The sequence below is a fragment of the Leifsonia sp. NPDC102414 genome, from assembly GCF_044765685.1.
Classification (GTDB): domain Bacteria; phylum Actinomycetota; class Actinomycetes; order Actinomycetales; family Microbacteriaceae; genus Leifsonia.
Window position 1 is genome coordinate 391997 of sequence record NZ_JBIWKN010000001.1, and the last position, 20460, is coordinate 412456.

A 20460-nucleotide genomic window follows, 5' to 3' on the forward strand; every position below is an offset into this window, starting at 1 on the left:
CGCCCAGACCCCGAAAGACACCCATGACCGTGCAGCGTCTCCTCCGTCGTCTCTCCCCGCGCACGCGAGCGCACCGCATCATCGCCGCCGCCGCCGCGCTGGCCGTGGCCGTGGTCGGCGCGGTCGCCGTGGTCGGCGCGTCGTACGCAGCGAGCGCGAGCCCGGCGTTCGACCCGCACGACGCCATCACGCCTGTCGCGTCGTACACCTTCGACGGCGACGCAGGAGCGACGGTCGCCGACTCGTCCGGCAACGGGAACGACGCCGCGTGGAAGGGGACACCGGCGTACGTCGGCGGTGTCTCCGGCAGCGCGGCCGTGGTCAGCGGCGGCGTCAACTACGTCAAGCTGCCGCTCGTCGCAGGCAAGACGGATGCGTCCTCCAGCTTCTCCTACGAGTTCTGGGTCTCCGAGCAGTCGCGGACCAGCTACGGCCCGATCGTCAGCAACCAGGACTTCGCGACATGCAACAACGCAGGACTGACCCTGTACAACCAGGCGACGGCCGGGGTGCTGGAGGCGTGCTGGGGGAAGACCGCGGGCGGCACCAAGGAGTATGTGCACGGCATCTCCAGCAGCATCCTGAACACCTGGCACCACGTCGCCGTCGTGGTCGACCGCGCGGCGAACACCGGGACGTTCTACGTCGACGGCGTGCAGAAGGCGACGGCGCCGGCCGGGTCGATCACGGCGGCGACGGCGTTCGCCAGCGGGCTCGCGTTCAACATCGGCGGTCTCAGCGGCAGCGAGGACGACACGGGGGACGGCTACATCAACGCCTCGATCGACGACTTCAACTTCTTCGCAGCGGCGATCCCCGGCAGCCAGGTGGCGGCGGACTACGCGGCCAGCAAGCCGACCGTCGTCGCGTACACGGTGGCGTTCGACGGCAACGGCGCAGGCGGAGGGGCGACGGCGTCGCAGACCCTGACCTCTGGTCAGGCGGCGGCGCTGACCGCGAACGGCTTCAGCAGAGCGGGCTACCAGTTCCGTGGCTGGGCGACCAGCGCATCCGGGGCCGTCGTGTACACCGACGGGCAGACGGTCAGCGATCTCGCGACCCAGGCCGGAGCGACCGTGACACTGTACGCGGTCTGGAACCGCTACCGCGCGCAGGGGGACACGGTCGCCCCGATCGTCTCGTACGACTTCGACGGGGACACGGGGAGCGCAGTGTCGGACAGCTCTGGCAGCGGCAACGCAGGCGCGTGGTCCGGCACGCCGTCGTATGCGGCAGGAATCGCGGGGAAGGCCGCGTACGTCAACTCGCCTGCAGGGAGTCAGCAGGGGGTCAACTTCTTCTCTCTGCCGCTGATCGCGGGCAGGACGGACGCCTCGTCCAGCTTCTCCTACGTCTTCTGGATGAACGAGTCGGAGACCAGCTCCGACTCGCCCATCGTGTCCAATCAGGACTTCACGCACTGCTACAACAAGGGCACGACGCTGTACAACACGGCCGGACAGCCAGGAATCCTGCGCGCCTGCTTCGGCAGGAACGGCACGTCGACCACGCAGAACTACCTCGCGAACGTCAGCGGCAGCTCTGTGATCGGCGCCTGGCACCAGGTCGCCGTGGTGGCGGACAGGACCGCCGGCACCATGACCACCTACCTGGACGGGCAGGAGACGGCGCGGAGCACGGGGCTGACCAGCGCGTTCTCCCTGGTCAGCGGCAACCCGTTCCGGGTCGGTGCCGAGGGATCCGGCGCGGACACCGGCGACGGCTTCGTCAACGCCGCCATCGACGACTTCGACTTCTACGACGCGCCGATCAGCGCCGCGCAAGTGCTGAACGAGTACACCGCGACGCAGCCGAGCACCGAGCCGTCCGACACAGGAGCGACCATCGCCCGCGGGTTCGTGAGCGACACCTTCCGCGCGCCTCAGGTGCGGGTGGGCGGCGCGGTCGCGCAGCCGGTCGGCGGCCTCTGGAACGGCGACGCCGTGACCGCGTACAGCAAGGTCTCCGGCGACGACTGGCTGAGCGTCGGAGCGGACGGCACGGTCACCGGCACGGCCCCGGCGACGGCGCCGGCCGACCCCGCGACCATCACCGTGCAGGCGACAGACGGCGCCACCACGTCGCGCATCGAGGTCGAGGTCCCTGTCCTCGCCGCCGACGAAGAACCGCAGCTCGCCGCGGCGACCTGGAACCTGTGGGATGCGGGCAGTCACGTGAACGACGCGACGTTCAAGGAGCTGGCGGTGATCGCATCCAACGGGCTGGACGTGATCGGCGTGCAGCAAGACGACGGGACGGCGGCGGCGAGGCTCGCCCGTGCGCTCGGCTGGCACTCCGTCGAAGGGGACGGAGGGGTGGGCATCGTCTCCGCATACCCTCTGGATGCCGGCGCAGGGCTGCGATCGACGGCGGCGGGCACCACTCTTCCGGCCGTCTGGGCGACGGCCGACGTGCTCGGGCGGGACGTGCGCCTGTGGAGCGCAGGGCTCGACAGCGACGCATACGGCCCGCACGCTGCCTGCCAGGGCGGCGTGACAGACCAGGCTGCGCTGATCGACGCGGAGAAGGAGACGGCGAGGTACGACCAGTCCGTGGCGCTCGCGACGGCGGTCGGCGCGGACGCGAAGCGCGCTGGCGCGACGCCGGTGATCCTCCTCGCCGACCTGGAGTCGCCATCGGGCGAGGACTGGACCACCGCGACCGCCGCTGCGCACTGCGGCGTCGGCTCCGTGACCTGGCCGGTGCCCGCCGCTCTGACGAAGGCCGGACTGACCGACAGCTACCGCGCCGCCCATCCAGACCCGACGACCGCCGCCGGCAACTCGTGGTCACCCCTGGTGGCGACCGACCCCGCGTCGGGGACGGCCGAGCCGCAGGACCGCATCGACTACGTCTACTCCGCCGGCGCCGACCTGACGGTGGTCGGCTCCAACACGCTGGTCGCGGGCTGGCCATCGGCGAGGAACGTCGCGGGCAACGCCTGGACGAGCAACCACCGCGCGGTCGTGACGACGTTCCGGCTCGCCCCGGTCGCGGTGACGACGCCGACACCGACGCCCACTCCGACCCAGACGCCGAATCCGACCCAGACGCCGAATCCGACCCAGACACCGAATCCGACCCAGACGCCGACGCCGACCCAGACACCGACGGAGACCCCGAACCCGACGCAGACGCCGGCACCCTCCGGGACGCCGTCTCCGACTGATCCGGTGATTCCGTCGGCGACGGGCTCGGCCGATCCCGGCGATGCCCAGGCAGGCACGACCCCGCCGCACGGGCCGGGCGGCGACGGCCTGGCCTGGACGGGCTCGACCGTGCCCGTCGCGCTGGTCATCGCGGCGATCGCGGCCATCCTGGTCGGCCTCTTCGTCCGCCGCTCGCGATACCGCGCGAACCCCGACCGGCGCTAGCCGGCCACGGGTCGTGCGAAAGGTGCGGGCCAGCAGGCGCTGCCGCGCCTTTCGCACGACGCGATCCGGCGGCCGTCACGCGGGGTCGCGCAGCCAGACCAGTGCGAGCGGCAGTGCGGCCAGCGCGGAGACGTGGCCGTCGCGCTGGCGCAGCAGCAGGTCGGCGTTCGGGATGCGATCCAGCAGGGCGTGTGCGTGCGCAACAGGCACGACGCGGTCGGCGCCGCCGTGCACGAGCAAGGTCGGCGCCGTGACGGCCGCGAGGTCGATGCCCCAGGGCGTGACGTACGCCACGTCGTCGTCCGACTCGCCCGCCGGCCCTGAGGCGGAGCCGGCCTGCGCGTCGGCGCCGAGCGGGCCCCAGGCGCCGGAGAGCGCCGCCCAGTCGCGGTCGGTGAAGGAGGACTCGTCGAACTCGGCGCGCTCGGCGTGGTGGAGGCGCGCATCCCTGCCCATGATGGCGGTGAGCAGCGCCTCGGGGGAGGCCATGCCGTCGAACCAGTCATCGGTGTCCCAGCGGGGCGCCAGCGAGGCGATCGTGGCGACGGCTGTGACCCTGTCCGGAGCGATGGCGGCGCAGGCGAGCGCGTGCGGGCCGCCGCCCGATGCCCCGGCGGTCACGAACGTGTCGATCCCGAGCGCATCCAGCACCAGGAGGGCGTCCGCGGCCGCGGAGGCGATGGTGCGACCCGGGTTCTCCGTAGAACCCGGATACCCAGGGCGCGCCACAGAGACGACGCGCAGCCCTGCGGCATCCGCCGCCGCCGCGATCGGTGGGATGATCGCGCCCGTCTGCGGTGTGCCGTGATGCCAGAGCACCGTGCCGCCCGTGGTGGGTGCGCCGGTGTCGAAGTACCGGACGGTGCGGCCGTCCGGGGTGGTGAGCTCCGCGCCACCTGTCGGACCCTGTTCGCCCGCGTCGGCCTCGTCGCCCGCGGTGCCTTCCTCCTGCATGGTCATAGCCGGATCGTACGCCTGGTCCCTCCCGGCGCCGATGGATCACCGTCGTCCGTGGTCGAGCGCGGTCAGTGGATGATCGCTTTGAGGATGATCATGGCGACCCCGAACAGTGCGGTGCAGACGGCGCCGAGGATCCTGATCGGCCAAGAATCGCCGCGGAGCGCAAAGACGGTGAAGCCGAGGACGGCCAGGATCGCCACCCCCAGCCAGAGCGCCACCCAGAGGGCGACCGTGTCGTCGACGATCCGGAGGGCGCCGAGCAGGAGGACGACGGACGGCGGGATCGCGGAGGTGAGGAAGCCCACCGAGCGGCGCAGCGACCGGTTGAGCGAAACGGACAGGGGGGCGCGTTTGCCCATGTCGACGCCGTGGCCCGCGATTGTCCCCGAATACACGTGCGCCGCCCAGAAGACGACGACGGTCGTGATCACGGACACGAAGACCGACATCGAACTGGCGCCGTGAGCGCCGGCGGCCACGATCATCCCGTTGACGAGCACGGTGCCGTAGACCGACTCCTCCGTGATGAAGTCGACCCTGGCCTGGCGGAGGGCATCGGTCGTCGTCATGTCGCCCCCGCCGCGCGCGGCTCACGGGGATGCGCGCCGGTCGCGTCCCTCGGCAGGAACAGGGCGGCGACCAGGCCGCCGAGCCCGAGGATCGCCAGCACGGTCATCGCCGACCCGTACGCTGCGGAGCCCGCAGCGACGTTGGCGATCAGGATGGTGCCTGCCACAGCGGTACCGAGCGTCGAGCCCAGGTTCGATACGCTGCGGGAGAGCCCGGAGATCTCGCCCTGCGCCTTCTCCGGGAAGGCCGACTGGACGACGTTGACCGACGGCGTCAGCATCAGGCCGAGGCCGGCGCCGATGAGGAACAGCCCTGGGACGAACGACCAGTCCGTGCTGCTGCCGGCGACGAGCCAGATCAGGAGCACGATCCCCGGTACGCACAGGACGAAGCCGGTCAGGATGAGTGCGCGCTGCGAGAACCGGGTGGCGAGCCGCCCGGCGATCAGCGAGGTCAGCAGCAGCCCGACCGTCGCGGCCGTGAAGATCACCCCTGTGGCGATGGCGCTGTGCCCGCGCACCACCTGCAGGTAGGCGGAGACGGTGAACGACGTGCCCATCAGCACGATCCACTGCACGTTCTGGGTGATGAGCGCGATGTTCGAGAGCCGGTTGCGGAACAGTGCGGTGGAGAGCAGCGCCTCCTTGCCTGCGTGCTCGCGGCGCCGCACCCACCAGAAGAACAGGACCAGGATCACGATCCCCGCCCCGATGAGCACGATCATGAGAGGCACGCTGTTGTCCGCGGCGAGGATGCCGAGCACGACGGCGAACAGGCCGAGCGCGGAGAGCACGGCTCCGACGACGTCGAACGGGCGGCGCGGATCGGCCGGGACCGGATCGGTGAGCCGCCTGCTCAGCAGCAGGATGACGACGATGATCAGCGCCTGGAACAGGAACGCGGCGCGCCAGCTGATCACGGTGGTGATCAGGCCGCCGATCAGCGGCCCCGCCGCCGCCCCCAGGCCGCCGAGCCCACTGATCACGCCGAACGCCCACGCGCGTGTCGGGATGTCGGAGAGGTAGAGCGTGGTGAGGATGTAGACGGGCGGGATGAGGAGCGCGGTGCCGACGCCCTCCAGCAGGCTGTTGCCGATGATGAGCGCCCAGAGTCCTGGTGCCACCGCGCTCACCAGCGCGCCGACGCCGTAGACGATGAGCCCGAGGGTGAAGCAGCGCTTGCGGCCGATCTTGTCGGTCAGTTTTCCCGCCGGGATCATCAGCGCGGCCATGGTCAGCAGGAACAGGGTGATGCTCACCTGCACTCCCTGCACGGTCGTGCCGAGATCGCGCGAGATGTCGTTGATCATCACGTTCATGTTCGAGCCGGCGAAGCTGCAGATGAATTGCGCGAGAGCGAGCGGAGCGATGAGCCGGCGGACCCCGGCGTGGGATGAGGCCGTGAAGGATGCGGTCATGACGACCTCCTGCCGGAAAGGTGGGCTTTCCGCTGGCACCGGATCATAGTCCCAGACGGCCGCGAGGATAACCCTTGTGCTGGCTGTCGGCGCACACGCGGGTCTATAGTGGGCGCCATCGTCCGAGGAGGGCTCCCATGATGGAGACACCGAGACAAGAATTCCCCGATATCGCAGAGCACGGGCTGATCGGCGACCTGCAATCCGTGGCACTCGTCTGCACGGACGGGACGATCGACTGGTTCTGCGCTCCGCGATTCGACTCGCCGGCGGTGTTCGCGTCGCTGCTGGACAGGGAGAAAGGCGGCTTCTTCCGCATCCACGCCCTGGGCGACGACGTGCGGGTCAAACAGATGTACTTCCCGCAGACGGCGGTGCTGATCACCCGGTTCATGAGTGCGTCCGGGGTGGGCGAGGTCATCGACTTCATGCCCGTCGCAGACGATCCGACCGTTGCGACGGAGGAGCGGCGCATCCTGCGCGGCGTGCGGCTGGTGCGGGGAGAGCTGACGTTCCGGCTGGAATGCCGCCCGCGGTTCGACTTCGGACGCCGCCCCCACACCGCATCGCGGGCAGGAGGATGGGTGCGCTTCGACGACGGGCTGTCCGGCGCCGCGCTGTCCGGCGTGCACGACGACGAGCAGGTGACGGAGCTCGACGACGGGGATGCAGTGCTGGACGTCACGATGTCGGCGGGAGACCTGCGGCTGTTCGCGTTCCACACCGCTCCGGAGGCGGAAGGCCACGGCCTCACCGTCGACCGCGGGCAGGAGCTGTTCCGGCAGACCGTCACGTTCTGGCGGGACTGGCTGAGCATCGGCACGTACACCGGCAGGTGGCGCGAGTCGGTCGAGCGGTCGGCGATGGTCCTGAAGCTGCTCCAGTACGCCCCGAGCGGCGGACTCGTCGCGGCTCCGACGGCCGCACTGCCGGAGCAGCTCGGCGGCGTGCGCAACTGGGACTACCGGTACACCTGGATCAGGGACGGCTCGTTCTCCGTGCACTCGCTGCTGGCGCTCGGATACACGGAGGAAGCCATCGCGTTCTCGCTGTGGGTCGCCGACCGCGTGGCCGAGCAGGCAGGCGAGGCGTCAGGCCCGCTGAAGATCATGTACCGGATCGACGGGTCGAGCGATCTGGAGGAGCTGGAACTCGACGGGTTCGAGGGCTACGCGGGGTCACGTCCCGTCAACGTCGGCAACGGTGCTGCCGATCAGCCCCAGCTCGACATCTACGGCGAAGCCCTGGACGCCCTGTTCGTGACGAACCAGTACCGCAGGATCGGGCATCCGGGCTGGAGCAAGCTGCGCGCCGTCCTGGACTGGCTGGTCGAGAACTGGGATCAGCCGGACGAGGGTGTCTGGGAGACCAGGGGAGGGCGCAAGGACTTCACCTACGGGCGGATCATGTGCTGGGTCGCCTTCGACAGGGCGATCACCATCGCGAGAGAGCGCGGCCTCCCCGCGCCGCTCGACGTCTGGATCCAGGCTCGCGACGCCATCTACGAGCAGGTGTTCACGCGCTGCTGGAACGCGGACCGTCAGGCGTTCGTGCAATACCCTGGCACCGACGTCGTGGATGCGATCACCCTGTTGATGCCGCTGGTGGGGATGATCTCGCCGCACGACCCGATGTGGCTGTCCACGCTGGACGCGATCGGCGAGGAGCTGGTGACGGACAGTCTCGTGTACCGCTACAACCCCGCAGCATCGCCGGACGGCCTGCCGGGCGAGGAGGGGACCTTCTCGCTGTGCTCGTTCTTCTACGTGATCGCCCTGGCCGACGCCGACAGGGTCGAGGAGGCGCAGTACGCGTTCGAGAAGATGCTGACATACGGCAACCATGTCGGCCTGTTCGCCGAAGAGATCGATCCAGCCGGCCGCCAGCTCGGCAACTTCCCGCAGGCGTTCACGCACCTGGCGCTGATCCGCGCCGCCATCGTGCTGGACGCTGCCCTCACCCGGCAGGAGTCGCGGGGCCGGTAGGAGTTGTCGCGGGAGCAGGGGTCGCGGGAGCAGGGGTCGCAGCGCCGCTGACCCGCAGATACACGATCAGCCAGCTGAACACGACGACGCCAGCGACCAGCTCCGTCGCCGTGAGCACGTAGTAGCCGACAACGTAGAACAGCAGCATCACCACGATGGTGGCGAAGAACACGTAGCCGAGGATGAAGAACGACGCCGGAGCCTGCGGGAGCGCCGCACGCACCCAGAACACGACGAGGGAGAAGGTCAGCACCATCCCGACGGCAGAGACGTTGTGCAGCACAGCGGAGACGTTGAGCGGGAAGACCCCAACGCCGGCGAGGAGCACCCCGATCAGGATGAGGGCCACCCGCACCCGGAGGAGCGCCCAGCGTCTCCGGCGGGCTCCGTCCTGACCAGTCGCTGTGCCGGTTGATTCCGGCGCGAGGCGGCGCACATCCGTCGCGTAGCGTGCGAGCGCCGTGACGATCACCCCGGCGACGATCAGGGTCAGGTTGAACGACAGCGACGACACGCTGCTGGACATGCCGAGGGCGCTGAGGTGGAGCATCCACCAGTGCGGGTCCGGCGCGCTGAGCATCGACGTGAGGATGCCGACGATGACGAACGCGGCGAGCACCGTCGACAGGCGCATGAGGTCCATCTGCACGGACGACAGGAACACGACGTACGCCGTGACAGCGCAGGCGACGGCGGCGAGGGCGGCAGCGGACAGGAAGTAGACCGTCGCGTCCTGGAATCCGTTCGCGAGCACGGCGCCGAGCGCGAGCCAGCCGAGAAGCGCGACCACCCCGTGCGCGACCGCGATGGCGATGGTATCGAACACGTCGACGGGGGAGACGTGCTGTGCGCGGCCATCCGTTCCCGCCGCTGTCCGGAACGGTCGGAAACCGTCTCGCGGCCACAGCCGACCAGCGATGTAGACCAGCACGCCGATGACCCCTGCCGCGATGGCCACGAACTGGCCGAGCGAGCCTGGACCGGCGATGGGCAGGCTGGCGCCCCAGAACACCGGGAGCGCGATGACGACCACCAGCACGAACGTGCCGCCGCCCGCGACGATGGCCGCGCCCTCGGCACTGAGTAAGGGCGTGCCGCGCACGGGAGCGCGGGGCTGTGCAGCGCCGGGCAGAGGGGTGCGTCCTACGGTCGGCCTGGTGCGCGCCATCGTCATCACCCCCGGGGATGCAACGCGCTCACTGTATCGCTGTGGCGTCAGCCGCGCCAGGCATCGACCTCCGAGAGCAGCTCCTTCTTTCGGGCGTCGGAGGCGAACGACGCCTCGATGGAGGTGCGCGCGAAACGTTCCGCCTGCTCGGCCGTGACGCCGAGCGCATCCCGGACGGCGGTGAAGTTGTCGCCGACATAGCCGCCGAAGTATGCGGGGTCGTCCGAGTTGATCGTCACGCGCACGCCCGCCGCGTCCAGTCGGAGCAGCGGATGGTCGTCAAGCGTGTCGATCGTGCGGAGCCGCAGGTTGGAGAGCGGGCACATCGTCAGGGCGATGCGCTCCTCGGCGAGGCGGACGACGAGTTCGGGGTCTTCGACGGCGCGGATGCCGTGGTCGATGCGCTCGGCGCCGAGCAGGTCCAGCGCCTCGCGGATGTACGACGCAGGCCCCTCCTCGCCCGCGTGCGCGACGACGTGCAGGCCCTCGTCCCGTGCCTTGGCGAAGACGTCCTGGAACAGCGACGGCGGATAGCCGACCTCCGCCGAGTCCAGGCCGACGCCGAGCAGGAGCTCGCGGCGGCTGAGCCCGGCGTTCAGAATCGTGTCCGCCGCCTCCACCGGTTCGTCGCGGAGGAAGCTCAGGATGATGCCGCCCGTGATGCCGAGGTCGCGCTCCGCCTGCTCCAGCGCGGTGGAGATGCCGTCGATGACCGTCTCGATCCTGATGCCGCGGGCGGTGTGCGCCTGCGGGTCGAAGAACAGCTCGACGTGGCGGAGACCCTGGCTCGCCGCCGTGGTCAGGTAGCGGCGGGTGAGCTCGGCGAAGTCGCTCTCGGTGCGGAGCACATCCATCGTCGCGTAGTAGAGGGTGAGGAACGACTGCAGATCGGCGAAGTCGTACTGCGCCGCCAGCTCCTCCACCGAGGAATACGGCAGCGAGACGCCGTTCTTGCCCGCCAGCTCGAAGACGAGGTCGGGCTCGAGCGTTCCCTCGATGTGGAGGTGCAGCTCGGCCTTGGGCAGAGAGAACAGGGCAGAGTCGGAAGGTGCGGTCATCCTCCGATTTTCTCATCCGCGCGAAGGACGCGGCGACCGGATGCGCGCGCCTAGCCTCAGAGGATGACCAGACTCGGCCGCCGTGCCCGCCTCGGAATCGCCGCCGCGTGCGTGCTGCTCGCCGGGCTGGCGGTGCACGCGTTCGCGGACGGCCCCGTCGGCGGCTTCGCGGGGGATGCGCTGTACGCGGCGCTCATCGCGGTGCTGTTCGCATGGCTGGCGCCGCATGCCGCCGGCTGGGTGGCGCCGGTGGTCGCGCTCGCGTTCTGCTGGGCGATCGAGTTCCTGCAGCTCACGTCGGTCCCGCAGGCGATCGAGACGCGCATCCCCGGCAGCTCCTTCGTGCTCGGGTCGACGTTCCAGTGGATCGACCTGGCGGCGTACGCGGTGGGCGTCACTGTGGTCGCGCTGGTCAGCCGACCTGCAGCAGGATCTTCCCCAGGTGAGCCGACGACTCCATCCGGCGATGCGCCTGCGGTGCGTCCTCGAGAGGGAACACCGCGTCGATGACCGGGCGCACCCGTCCCGCGGCGATCTGCGGCCAGACGTGCTCGCGCACCCCGGCCACGATGGCGACCCGTTCGGCCAGCGGCCGCGCCCGCAGCGTCGTGCCCCAGATCCTGGCGCGCTTGCTCATCAGCAGGCCCGTGTCGATGGATGCAGGAGTGCGGTCGCGGGTGGCGATCGACATGATGCGGCCGCCCGTCGCGAGCGCATCCAGGTCGCGGGCGATGTACGCGCCCCCGACGATGTCGAGCACCACGTCGACCCCGCGGCCGTCCGTGACGTCGCGCACCACCTCGACGAAGTCGCTCTCCCGGTAGTCGATGGCCGCCTCGGCGCCCAGGGTGCGGCAGAACTCCACCTTCACCTGGCTGCCCGCCGTCGCGATCACGTGCGCGCCGAACACCCGGCCGAGCTGGATCGCCATCGAGCCGATGCCGCTCGATCCTCCATGCACGAGCAGCGTCTCGCCCTCTGCGAGCTCTGCGAGCTGGAACACGTTCGACCAGACCGTCGCCGTGACCTCCGGCAGGCCGGCGGCCTCCACGAGGTCGACGCCGGGCGGGACGGGGAGCACGAGGCCCGCATCCACGGTGACGTACTCGGCGTATCCTCCGCCTGGCAGCAGAGCGCATACCTGGTCGCCGGCCGACCAGCCTGACACCGAAGCGCCCACCTGGTCGATCGTGCCGGAGACCTCGAGCCCCGGCCACTCCGGCGCACCGGGGGGCGGAGGGTAGAAGCCGCGGCGCTGCGACAGGTCCGCGCCGTTCAGCCCGGCCGCCGCCACCCGGATGCGCACCTCGCGGTCCGCGGCGACGGGCTCCGGGACGTCGGCGACGGTCAGCACGTCCGCGTCCCCTGGAGTGGAGACAACGACGGCGCGCATCAGGAACGTGCCCCGGCCGTGTTCGAGCGCCTGGTCAGCACATCCCGGATCTTGACCTTGTTGGTGTACTCGATCGAACCGTAGCGGAACAGGCGCACCGCGATGCGGAGCACCACGGCAGACAGCACGAACAGCTCGACGATGATCACGATGGCCTGCCACAGCGGCAGCGTGCCGAACGCGTTCAGGATCAGCGCCGTGATCGGGGCCGTGTACGGGAAGAACGCGAGCACCTGCACGATCGGCGACTGCGGGGAGCTGATCGCGAAACCGGATGCGTAGAGCGGGATCACGATCGAGAAGATGACGATCGAGAACAGCGGAGCCGCATCCTTCGCCGTCGGCATCACAGCGCCCACCGCGACGAGCGTGCCGGTGAACAGCGCGAACCCGCCGATCAGGATGAGCGCGCCGACGATCATCTTCTCCGGCTCGAACACCAGCCCGGACAGGTCGAGGCTCGGAATGGAGAGCTGTTCCCGGAAGAACAGGTACCCGAACACGACAGGCAGGGCGAACACCGCCATCTGGATGATGCCGATCATGAACAGGGAGATGACCTTGCCGATGAGCAGACTCGTCGGGTTGATCGTGGTCAGGATCATCTCGGTGACCCTGTTCTCCTTCTCCTCGAGGGTGGAGTTCAGCATCTGGTTGCCGAGGAACACGATCACGATGAAGAACGCCACCAGGAAGATCAGGGCGGGGATGATCGCCTCGAAGCCGGGGGCGACGGCGCCGTTCTTGAACGTGGTGGTCGACGTCTGGATCTCGCCGCGCAGCACGGCGACGTCGGTGGGGGAGCCGATGCGCTTCTCGACGCTCGCCGAGAGCACGGACTCCGCCGCCGAGGAGTACTTGGCGTTCTGCAGCAGCCCGGCGTCCGCCCCGTAGACCTTCACCGTCTCCTTCGCCGGGTCGGCGGGGTAGTCGAAGAACGCCTCGGACGAACCGGCCTTGACGGCGTCCACACCGGAGGCGCTGCTGTCGGCCGGGGTGCCGCCGAGCTGCCTGGCGACGGCGGGATCGACCAGCCCGGACGCATCCACGTACTGGAACTCGAAGCGCGCGTTCTTCTGCGCATCGGCGGTCTGCGCCGTGGAGACGTTGGAGGCGACGATCAGGCTGATCAGCGCGATGGCGAAGATCGGCACGACGAGAGTGATCGCCCAGAACCGGCGCTTCGACACCGTACGGAGGAACTCGAACGAGACGACCGTCCCGAGGTTGTGCTGGGCCATCAGTCAGCCTCCCTGCTGTCTGCTCCGTACACTTCGACGAAGATGTCGTCGAGCGATTTCCTGGTCGGCGCGAACCGGGTGACGTCGAGGCCCGCATCCACGAGGGAGCGGAGGATGGCGGCGGTGTCTGCGTCGTTGGCGACGTCGAGCTCTGCGTGACCGTCCGCATCCCGTGCGATGTCATATGCCGAGGAGGAGGGGATCGTGCCGTCGTGATCGACGTGGATCACAGTGCCGCCGAACTGCTCCTGCACCTCGGAGACCGTGCCGTATGCGCGTGAGCCGCCGTCTTTCAAGAGGATGACCCTGTCGCAGAGACGTTCGACCTCCTCCATCTGGTGGGTGACCATCATGACCGTCGACCCCGCGCGCCTCTGGTCGTCGATGATGTCCATCAGCAGGCGGCGGTTGACGGGGTCGAAGCCCTTGGTCGGCTCGTCCAGGATCAGCAGCTCAGGGTCGTTCATGATGGTGACGCCGAGTTGCACCTTCTGCTGCTGGCCGCCCGAGAGCTTGTCCAGCCGCACCTTCTCCTTGTCGCCGATGCCGACCCGCTCGAGATAGTTGCGCGACCAGGTGCGCGCCTGCTCCTTGCCGAGACCCTTGAGCTTGCCGAAGTAGACCATCACGTCGATGACGGACTCCTTCTTGTAGAGCCCGCGCTCCTCCGGCAGGTAGCCGAGCCTGTCGCCGGCCTCCGGGCTGAACGGGCGGCCGTCGATGTGCAGCACGCCTCCGGTCGGCTGGTAGATGCCGAGGAGCGCGCGGATCGTGGTGGTCTTGCCCGAGCCGTTGCTGCCGAGGAAGCCGAACGTCTCGCCGCGGGAGATGTCGAAGGAGAGATCGCGGATGACGGTCGTGCGACCGAAGTCCATGCGGAAGTGGTCGATGTGCACGAGTGGTTCGCTGCTGGGACTGCTCACCCGTCCCACATTAGGGGTTGACGGTGGCCGCGACCGGGATTATCTTATTCAACGTAATAGTTGATAAAGGAAATCGTTGGATATGAATGCGGACAGCGAGGCCAGGCTCGACAGGGCGTTCCAGGCGCTTGCCGATCCGGTGCGACGCGCGATCGTCGCCCGCCTCAGCACGGGGCCTGCGACGGTCAATGAACTGGCGGAGCCGTTCGCGATCACCACGCAGGCGATCTCCCGCCACATCCACGTGCTCGAAGAAGCCGGCCTCGTCACCAGGACACGGGATGCGCAGCGTCGCCCCGTCCACCTCGAACCATCCGCCCTCGAAGAGCTCACCTCGTGGATCGACCGCTACCGGCTCGTCCACGAACAGCAGTACCGCAGCCTCGACAGCGTGCTCGCCGACCTCGGCGACACCGTCACACACAAGGAGAAGAAGAAATGAGCAACCCCGTCACCATCACCGCGCCGGACGGCCTGCCGTTCGTCGACATCGAGCGCGAGTTCGACTTCCCGGTCGAGAAGGTCTTCCTCGCCCACAAAGACCCTGCGCTGCTCTCGCAGTGGAGCGGTCCGCGCGGCTACGAGATGGACATCAAGGAGTACGACTTCAGCACGGGCGGCCGCTACCGCTTCGTGCACCGCGACCCGGAGGGCGCCGAGTATGCGTTCCGCGGCGTCTTCCACGTCGTTCGCGAGAACGAGTTCGCCATCCAGACCTTCGAGTTCGAGGGCTACCCGGATGTGGTGAGCATCGAGTCGATCACGTTCGAGTCGCTCGACGGCGGACGCACCAGGGTCAAGGCGCACGCCGTGTACCCGACCATGGAAGCCCGCGACGGCATCGTCGCCTCCGGTCAGGCCAAGGGCGTCACCGAGGGCTACGAGCGCCTCGAAGAGGCCCTCTCCGCGCTCTGACGACCCCCTCCCGCCCTGCCGTCGCCATCGAGCCGGGACCTGTGTACGCCGCCGCCCGGCGTGTCGCGTACACAGGTCCCGGCTCGATCGTGCGTCAGGCGAGCGCGTCGAGGAGGGCGGGGTGCAGCAGGCCGTTGCTGGCGAGGGAGGAGCCGTTGCCGGGGCCGGCGTCTCCGGTGACGGAGGTGAACGTGCCTCCCGCCTCCTGCACGATCGGGATGAGGGCGGCGAGGTCGTAGGTCTTCACGTCGAACTCGCCCACCGCATCCAGCACCCCCTCTGCGAGCAGCATGTACGACCACATGTCGCCGTATGCGCGGTCCCGCCACACCCGCCTGGTGAGCGCGACGAGCTTGTCGAGGTAGCCTGCACCATCCCACTGGGCGATGCTCTGGAAGCTGATGGATGCGTGCTCCAGGTCGGCGACGGCGGAGACGCGAAGACGGCGGGGCGCGGCGCCCGACTCGGAGAGCCAGGCGCCGGCATCCCGTGCCGCCCACCAGCGCCGGTCGAGTGCCGGCGAGCTGACGACGCCGACCACCGGCACGCCGTCGACGGCGAGCGAGATGAGCGTGCCCCACACCGGGACGCCACGCAGATAGTTGGCCGTGCCGTCGATGGGGTCGATGATCCACTGGCGGGAGGCATCGCCCTCTGTGCCGTACTCCTCGCCCAGGATGCCGTCGCCAGGTCGTTCGGCGGCGATCAGCTCGCGGATGGCCCGCTCGACCGCCAGATCGGCCTCGGTGACGTGAGTGCGATCCGGCTTCGTGTCGATGTGCAGATCCAGGGCACGGAATTTCTCCCGGGAGATCGAATCGGCGACGTCGGCGAGGCGCAGCGCGAGCGCGAGGTCGTCGGCGAACGGGGAGGATGCGGAGTCGGAAGTCACCCGACGAGCCTACCGACGCATGGTGAACAGACGGTGCCGAAGTCGAAGGATGCTCGATTGGCAATGAGGGCGAAGTGGATGCTAGTGTTGAGCCTCGTTCGGGTCGCCGAACAAAACGCACCTCTAGCTCAATCGGCAGAGCAACTGACTCTTAATCAGTGGGTTCTGGGTTCAAGTCCCAGGGGGTGCACCACAAGAAAAAGCCCGGTCGGATCATTAATCCGGCCGGGCTTTCTCGTTGCTCGGGTGAGGGTCACACGAGCGCGCTGATCTCCTCGCGCGCCGCGGCGATCAGTGCGTTGCGCGCGTCTACGACCGGCTGGTATGCCGCACGGTAGTCGTCGCTCCAGTAGACGACGCCCGCCTTCACGGCGTCGCGGAAGCTTTCGAGAGCAGAACGGACCTCGGCGGCGTGTGCCACGACGGCGTCGCCGCCGACGAGTTGCAGGGTGCGGAACTTCTGCGCGACGTCGCTGTCGACCAGCCAGTATCTGTCGGAGTCGGCAGCGAGCGGATCCGGGCAACCGTCCGCCATGCGACCGAGGGTGTGCGCTGCCGAGTGCGCAGCATCGATGAACGCGATGTAGCGCTCAGAGCGGGTCGTCCGCAGAGAGTCGGCCAACGCCTCCCTGCGCGCCTTCCTGTGGCGGATCGACTCGGCGGCGAACGAGCCGACGGCTCCGAGGATCAGGGTCACGATGGGGAGGGCGACGGTCAGCCAGTTCACGTCCTTCATTGTGGCGTAGGCGCTGCTGCCAGGGCGACGCCCCCAAATGGGACAGTTCAATCCCTCAGCCCGCAGCCGGCGCCGGCGCGGATCCTCAGCGCAGCTCTTTCCTCGGCATCACGATCTCTTTGATGATCAGGATGATGCCCGCGGAGATCGGGATGGCGACCAGCGCGCCAGGCAGCCCGAACAGCGTCGACCCCGCCAATGCCGAGATCAGCACCACGGAGCCTGGCACCTGCACGGCCTTGCCCATCACCTTCGGGGTGAGGATGTATGCCTCGACCTGCATGTAGATCAGCATGAAGATCAGGACGAACAGGCCGGACACGGGGGAATGGATGAAGGCCAGCACCGTCATAGCGGCCGTCGTCAGCACGGTTCCGATCAACGGGATGAGTGTGATGAAGAACGCCAGGATACCGATGAGGAAGGCGCCTGGCACGTCCGTGAGCAGGAGCAGGATCACGCTGTAGACCGCGTTGAAGAACGCGAGGATCACCATGCCGCTGAGGTACTTGCCGAAGTTGCGCAGGATGCGCTCTGCGTAGCTGATGAACGTCGCCCTGTGCGATGCGGCGACCAGCTTGTACGCGGCCTCCTTGGTCGCGTCGTAGGTGGCGATGAAGTAGATGGTGAGGATCGCGATGAAGAACCCCGAGGTCAGGCCGTTCACGATCGAGAGGCCGAAGCCGACCAGACCGGTGCCGAGCGACGCCCACACCTCCGGCTTCTGGACCTCGCTCGCCACCCAGTTCACGAGGGCGCCGAGCACGCCGTTGCTCGACGCGTTGGCCGGGTCGAACCAGCCCTGGTCCTTGAGGTTCGCCACTTCTTTCGGGATGGTCGTCACCAGGAACTGGACCTGCTGGATCACCAGGGGGAGCACCACCCAGACGATGGTGATGATGACGGCGATGAGGAGCAGGATCACGGTCACGATCGCCCACGGCCTCGACATGTGCCTGCGCTGGAACCAGCGGATGAGCGGATCGAGGCCCACCGTCGCGAACATCGCGAGGAAGACCATGAAGATGATCGAGCGCAGCCCGTACAGGGCGAACCCGGTGACGATCGCGCCCACCGCGCCCAGGGTGACGATGTAGCCGAGCGCCAGTGGGCTCCGCTGCAGCATGGACGGCTGCGGCTGGTCTTCGGTGGCGGCCGGTGGGGCTGGCTTGGTGAGGCGCATCACGCCCTCCTCGGCTCGGTGTATGGCTGGTGCTGAGCGTATTGCCCCCTGGCGGTCCGCGACAAGTCATCAGGCGGCACGGCGAGGCACGACAGGACGGATGCGTGTTTCGAATATGTAAACCCGTTTACTTCTATTCGCTTTGGTCTTGACGCCCGCATCCTGCCCATGCTTCACTTACGGCAGCAATTAAGCAACGAGGTTTCATTGTAAGCGAGCGGGAGTTTCGACGAATGGTATTCGGTGGACGCGGCCAGGAGCCCGACGCTTCGCGTCAGAGGGCGGCGAACGCCGCCCGGTGCGCGGTCGCCGTCCGAGAGGGCGGCAGGGGGACCGTCGCCCAGATCGCCTCCCGAACGGGACTCTCCCGGCCCACCGTCGAGGTCGCACTCACCACGATGCGCGAGCGCGGTCTCGTGCTCGAGGTCGATGAGCACACGCTCGGAGGCCGCGGAGCAGGCAGGCCGGCCCGCCTCTACGACTTCGCCGCCGACCTCGGCTACCTCGTCGGCGTCGACATCGGCATCCACCGGGTGCGCGTCGCCGTCGCCAACCTCGCAGGAGCGATGGTCGGCTGGGCGGAGCAGGAGGTCGACGAGTCGTTCCTCGGGGCGAGCAGGATGAGCGTGGTGCGGAAGGTCGTGGCGGACTGCCTGGACGGCAACGGCATCGACAGGTCGCGGCTGATCGCCATGGCGGTGGCCGTCTCCGGGCTCGTCGGCGAGGACGGCAGGCTCATCGTCTCCCGCAACTTCCCGGACTGGGAGGGCGTCGACATCGCCGGTCACCTGCGCTCGGAGTTCGGCTGCGAGGTGGTGGTGGAGAACGACATGCGTCTCGCCGCTCTCGCGGAGCACAGGATGGGCGCATCCAGACTGGTCAACGACTCGGCGTACTTCTTCCTCGGGCACCGCATCTCGATGGGCCTCATCATCGACGGCAAGCTGCGCCGCGGAGCGCACTCCGCCGCAGGCGAGGTCGGCGAGATCGTCTTCTCGATGAAGGTCAGCGCGACCGGCCAGCTCAGCTGGAACTCCGCGCCGACAGGCGAAGAGGTGTTCCGGATGGCCGTGGACGGCGACGACGAGGCGCGCGAGGAGATCGAGTCGTTCGTCGGCGGCCTCGCCACCGGCATCGCGACCCTGACGATGGCCATCGACCCGGATGTGGTCGTGGTCGGCGGCGGTCTCTCCCGCGCGGGGGAGGCGCTGCTGGAGCCGTTGCGCAGGGCGGTGATGCGCGAGATCCGTCTGCCCATCCACCCCACCATCATCCAGTCGGAGCTCGGCGCAGAGTCGGTCGTGCTCGGAGCGCTTGCGCTCGCCTTCGGCCAGTCGGCCGAGCGGGTGTACGGGACGGCGGACGTGCCGGAGCCCGATATCGACGTCGCAGGGGCGAAAGCCCTCGCAGAGAGGATCGCAGTATGACTTCGCAGGACGCAGGGGCGCCGCTGAGGCTGGCCGTGATCGGTGTGGGGGCGCGGTCGTACATCGCCGGTCACGCCGTCGACTCAGGGGCCGGTGTCATCGTGGCGGTGGCCGACCCGAGCGCGACAGCGCGGGCGCGCGCCGCCGAGGCGTTCGGCGACCAGCTCACCGCGTTCCCCGGCCACCGCGAGCTGATCGAGGCTCGGGATGCGCGCGGAGGCAACATCGTCGACGCCGCCTTCGTCACGTCGCCCGACCACACGCACGCCGAGATCGCGATCGACTTGCTGCGCGCCGGGATCGCGGTCTACCTGGAGAAGCCGCTCGCGATCAGCCTGGAGGACGCAGACGCCATCCTCGCCGCGGCGGCGGAGAGCGGGAGCAAGCTGTACGTCGGCCACAACATGCGGCACATGGCCGTCGTCACCCTGATGCGCGACATCATCAAGCGCGGCGAGATCGGCGAGGTCAAGGCGGTCTGGTGCAGGCACTTCGTCGGCAACGGAGGCGACTACTACTTCAAGGACTGGCACGCCGAACGCGCCAAGTCGAACGGGCTGCTGCTGCAGAAGGGCGCCCACGACATCGACATCATCCACTGGCTCGCCGGAGGATACTCGGAGCTCGTCACCGGGATGGGCGGCCTCAGCCTCTACGGCGGCATCGACGCCCGCCGTGACAACTCCGACCGGTCGATGCCGGACTGGTTCTCGCTGGAGGCGTGGCCGCCGCTCAGCCAGACGGATCTGAATCCCGTGATCGACGTCGAGGACATCTCGATGGTGAACATGCGGCTCGACAACGGCGTATACGCGTCGTACCAGCAGTGCCACTACACGCCGGACTACTGGCGGAACTACACCGTCATCGGCACGGAGGGCAGGCTGGAGAACTTCGGCGACACCGATGGGGCCGTGGTGCGGGTGTGGAACACCCGCACGCTGTACGACCCCGTCGGCGACGCCGAATACCGGGTGAACGGAGACGAGCGGGGGCACCGTGACGCCGACAGGCTCACGGTCGCCGAGTTCATCCGGTTCGTGACGGACGGCTCCCGAACGGAGACGTCGGCGGTCGCGGCACGCAACGCGGTGGCGACAGCCGTCGCAGCGACAGAGTCCATCCGAGACGGTTCACGGCCCATCGCCGTCCCCGCCGTGGATGAACACGTGGCCACGCTGGTGTGACCACGGGGAATCCCCGGGCCGACGAGGACTG

At 68.7% G+C, this 20460-nt stretch carries 18 protein-coding genes and 1 tRNA gene; 8 read left to right on the forward strand and 11 right to left on the reverse strand.

Features of this window, described 5'->3' with window-relative positions; translation table 11 throughout:
- Nucleotides 1-23: 23 nt before the first annotated feature.
- Entirely contained in the window at nucleotides 24-3374 is a 3351-nt protein-coding gene (locus ACIRCZ_RS01815) for a LamG-like jellyroll fold domain-containing protein (protein WP_402849006.1), read from the forward strand.
- Nucleotides 3375-3449: 75 nt separating this feature from the next.
- Here the strand turns inward: ACIRCZ_RS01815 and ACIRCZ_RS01820 are convergent, their stop codons facing one another.
- From ACIRCZ_RS01820 to ACIRCZ_RS01830, 3 genes are all read right to left on the reverse strand, one after another.
- Nucleotides 3450-4334, reverse strand: a complete 885-nt coding sequence (locus tag ACIRCZ_RS01820; RefSeq protein WP_235500401.1) for an alpha/beta fold hydrolase — start codon at nucleotides 4332-4334, stop codon at nucleotides 3450-3452.
- Nucleotides 4335-4399: 65 nt separating this feature from the next.
- The gene (locus tag ACIRCZ_RS01825) at nucleotides 4400-4903 is read right to left on the reverse strand and encodes a hypothetical protein (protein ID WP_402849010.1); all 504 of its coding nucleotides are present in this window, start codon (nucleotides 4901-4903) and stop codon (nucleotides 4400-4402) included.
- Nucleotides 4900-6321, reverse strand: a complete 1422-nt coding sequence (locus ACIRCZ_RS01830; protein ID WP_055892662.1) for an MFS transporter — start codon at nucleotides 6319-6321, stop codon at nucleotides 4900-4902. Before ACIRCZ_RS01830 ends, ACIRCZ_RS01825 begins: the two co-directional genes overlap by 4 nt.
- A 137-nt stretch (nucleotides 6322-6458) precedes the next feature.
- On the opposite strand from ACIRCZ_RS01830, the gene ACIRCZ_RS01835 reads away from it, so the two are divergent.
- On the forward strand, nucleotides 6459-8306 hold the full coding sequence (locus ACIRCZ_RS01835) for a glycoside hydrolase family 15 protein (protein ID WP_402849014.1): 1848 nt from the start codon (nucleotides 6459-6461) through the stop codon (nucleotides 8304-8306).
- Here ACIRCZ_RS01835 and ACIRCZ_RS01840 read toward each other — a convergent pair.
- Complete coding sequence (locus ACIRCZ_RS01840; protein WP_402849017.1) at nucleotides 8278-9474, reverse strand: hypothetical protein; 1197 nt, start codon at nucleotides 9472-9474, stop codon at nucleotides 8278-8280. The genes ACIRCZ_RS01835 and ACIRCZ_RS01840 overlap by 29 nt on opposite strands.
- A gap of 47 nt (nucleotides 9475-9521) precedes the next feature.
- Nucleotides 9522-10532: an adenosine deaminase gene (locus ACIRCZ_RS01845; RefSeq protein ID WP_402849020.1), complete on the reverse strand. Its 1011-nt coding sequence runs from the start codon at nucleotides 10530-10532 to the stop codon at nucleotides 9522-9524.
- A 63-nt stretch (nucleotides 10533-10595) separates the two neighbouring features.
- On the opposite strand from ACIRCZ_RS01845, the gene ACIRCZ_RS01850 reads away from it, so the two are divergent.
- Nucleotides 10596-11042: a DUF2809 domain-containing protein gene (locus ACIRCZ_RS01850; protein ID WP_402849023.1), complete on the forward strand. Its 447-nt coding sequence runs from the start codon at nucleotides 10596-10598 to the stop codon at nucleotides 11040-11042.
- Here ACIRCZ_RS01850 and ACIRCZ_RS01855 read toward each other — a convergent pair.
- The 3 genes from ACIRCZ_RS01855 to ACIRCZ_RS01865 are packed head-to-tail and all read right to left on the reverse strand — an operon-like array spanning nucleotide 10945 to nucleotide 14041.
- Nucleotides 10945-11925, reverse strand: coding sequence for an NAD(P)H-quinone oxidoreductase (locus ACIRCZ_RS01855; protein WP_402849026.1), 981 nt, complete (start codon nucleotides 11923-11925; stop codon nucleotides 10945-10947). The genes ACIRCZ_RS01850 and ACIRCZ_RS01855 overlap by 98 nt on opposite strands.
- Nucleotides 11925-13166 (reverse strand): ABC transporter permease, encoded by a 1242-nt coding sequence (locus ACIRCZ_RS01860; RefSeq protein WP_402849029.1) that lies wholly within the window; start codon nucleotides 13164-13166, stop codon nucleotides 11925-11927. Before ACIRCZ_RS01860 ends, ACIRCZ_RS01855 begins: the two co-directional genes overlap by 1 nt.
- Nucleotides 13166-14041 (reverse strand): ABC transporter ATP-binding protein, encoded by an 876-nt coding sequence (locus ACIRCZ_RS01865; RefSeq protein ID WP_402851605.1) that lies wholly within the window; start codon nucleotides 14039-14041, stop codon nucleotides 13166-13168. The genes ACIRCZ_RS01860 and ACIRCZ_RS01865 overlap by 1 nt, the downstream gene beginning before the upstream one ends.
- A gap of 130 nt (nucleotides 14042-14171) precedes the next feature.
- Here ACIRCZ_RS01865 and ACIRCZ_RS01870 point away from each other — a divergent pair, with 130 nt between their 5' ends.
- Together ACIRCZ_RS01870 and ACIRCZ_RS01875 are read left to right on the forward strand one after the other, a co-directional pair.
- Nucleotides 14172-14531: an ArsR/SmtB family transcription factor gene (locus ACIRCZ_RS01870; protein ID WP_402849032.1), complete on the forward strand. Its 360-nt coding sequence runs from the start codon at nucleotides 14172-14174 to the stop codon at nucleotides 14529-14531.
- A complete protein-coding gene (locus ACIRCZ_RS01875) occupies nucleotides 14528-15004 on the forward strand; it encodes an SRPBCC family protein (RefSeq protein WP_055892683.1) in 477 nt (158 codons plus the stop codon). Before ACIRCZ_RS01870 ends, ACIRCZ_RS01875 begins: the two co-directional genes overlap by 4 nt.
- Nucleotides 15005-15098: 94 nt before the next feature.
- Here ACIRCZ_RS01875 and ACIRCZ_RS01880 read toward each other — a convergent pair whose 3' ends face one another.
- On the reverse strand, nucleotides 15099-15896 hold the full coding sequence (locus tag ACIRCZ_RS01880) for an inositol monophosphatase family protein (protein WP_402849035.1): 798 nt from the start codon (nucleotides 15894-15896) through the stop codon (nucleotides 15099-15101).
- A gap of 117 nt (nucleotides 15897-16013) precedes the next feature.
- On the opposite strand from ACIRCZ_RS01880, the gene ACIRCZ_RS01885 reads away from it, so the two are divergent.
- Nucleotides 16014-16089: transfer RNA gene (locus ACIRCZ_RS01885), tRNA-Lys, on the forward strand.
- Nucleotides 16090-16149: 60 nt separating this feature from the next.
- Here ACIRCZ_RS01885 and ACIRCZ_RS01890 read toward each other — a convergent pair.
- Both ACIRCZ_RS01890 and ACIRCZ_RS01895 read right to left on the reverse strand, forming a co-directional pair.
- Nucleotides 16150-16623, reverse strand: coding sequence for a hypothetical protein (locus ACIRCZ_RS01890; RefSeq protein WP_055892689.1), 474 nt, complete (start codon nucleotides 16621-16623; stop codon nucleotides 16150-16152).
- A 94-nt stretch (nucleotides 16624-16717) separates the two neighbouring features.
- Nucleotides 16718-17815 (reverse strand): AI-2E family transporter, encoded by a 1098-nt coding sequence (locus ACIRCZ_RS01895; RefSeq protein ID WP_055892692.1) that lies wholly within the window; start codon nucleotides 17813-17815, stop codon nucleotides 16718-16720.
- A gap of 233 nt (nucleotides 17816-18048) precedes the next feature.
- Between ACIRCZ_RS01895 and ACIRCZ_RS01900 the strand changes: the two genes are divergently transcribed.
- Both ACIRCZ_RS01900 and ACIRCZ_RS01905 read left to right on the forward strand, forming a co-directional pair.
- Entirely contained in the window at nucleotides 18049-19242 is a 1194-nt protein-coding gene (locus tag ACIRCZ_RS01900) for an ROK family protein (protein WP_402849040.1), read from the forward strand.
- Nucleotides 19239-20429, forward strand: coding sequence for a Gfo/Idh/MocA family protein (locus ACIRCZ_RS01905; protein WP_055892701.1), 1191 nt, complete (start codon nucleotides 19239-19241; stop codon nucleotides 20427-20429). Before ACIRCZ_RS01900 ends, ACIRCZ_RS01905 begins: the two co-directional genes overlap by 4 nt.
- Nucleotides 20430-20460 lie beyond the last annotated feature (31 nt).

Coding starts and splice junctions, on each gene's coding strand:
- ACIRCZ_RS01845 (WP_402849020.1), bottom strand. CDS start 10,532: ATGACCGCACCTTCCGACTCTGCCCTGTTCTCTCTGCCCAAGGCCGAG.
- ACIRCZ_RS01905 (WP_055892701.1), top strand. CDS start 19,239: ATGACTTCGCAGGACGCAGGGGCGCCGCTGAGGCTGGCCGTGATCGGT.
- ACIRCZ_RS01900 (WP_402849040.1), top strand. CDS start 18,049: ATGGTATTCGGTGGACGCGGCCAGGAGCCCGACGCTTCGCGTCAGAGG.
- ACIRCZ_RS01875 (WP_055892683.1), top strand. CDS start 14,528: ATGAGCAACCCCGTCACCATCACCGCGCCGGACGGCCTGCCGTTCGTC.
- ACIRCZ_RS01815 (WP_402849006.1), top strand. CDS start 24: ATGACCGTGCAGCGTCTCCTCCGTCGTCTCTCCCCGCGCACGCGAGCG.
- ACIRCZ_RS01895 (WP_055892692.1), bottom strand. CDS start 17,815: ATGCGCCTCACCAAGCCAGCCCCACCGGCCGCCACCGAAGACCAGCCG.
- ACIRCZ_RS01855 (WP_402849026.1), bottom strand. CDS start 11,925: ATGCGCGCCGTCGTTGTCTCCACTCCAGGGGACGCGGACGTGCTGACC.
- ACIRCZ_RS01860 (WP_402849029.1), bottom strand. CDS start 13,166: ATGGCCCAGCACAACCTCGGGACGGTCGTCTCGTTCGAGTTCCTCCGT.
- ACIRCZ_RS01825 (WP_402849010.1), bottom strand. CDS start 4,903: ATGACGACGACCGATGCCCTCCGCCAGGCCAGGGTCGACTTCATCACG.
- ACIRCZ_RS01865 (WP_402851605.1), bottom strand. CDS start 14,041: ATGGACTTCGGTCGCACGACCGTCATCCGCGATCTCTCCTTCGACATC.
- ACIRCZ_RS01830 (WP_055892662.1), bottom strand. CDS start 6,321: ATGACCGCATCCTTCACGGCCTCATCCCACGCCGGGGTCCGCCGGCTC.
- ACIRCZ_RS01835 (WP_402849014.1), top strand. CDS start 6,459: ATGATGGAGACACCGAGACAAGAATTCCCCGATATCGCAGAGCACGGG.
- ACIRCZ_RS01870 (WP_402849032.1), top strand. CDS start 14,172: ATGAATGCGGACAGCGAGGCCAGGCTCGACAGGGCGTTCCAGGCGCTT.
- ACIRCZ_RS01840 (WP_402849017.1), bottom strand. CDS start 9,474: ATGGCGCGCACCAGGCCGACCGTAGGACGCACCCCTCTGCCCGGCGCT.
- ACIRCZ_RS01820 (WP_235500401.1), bottom strand. CDS start 4,334: ATGACCATGCAGGAGGAAGGCACCGCGGGCGACGAGGCCGACGCGGGC.
- ACIRCZ_RS01850 (WP_402849023.1), top strand. CDS start 10,596: ATGACCAGACTCGGCCGCCGTGCCCGCCTCGGAATCGCCGCCGCGTGC.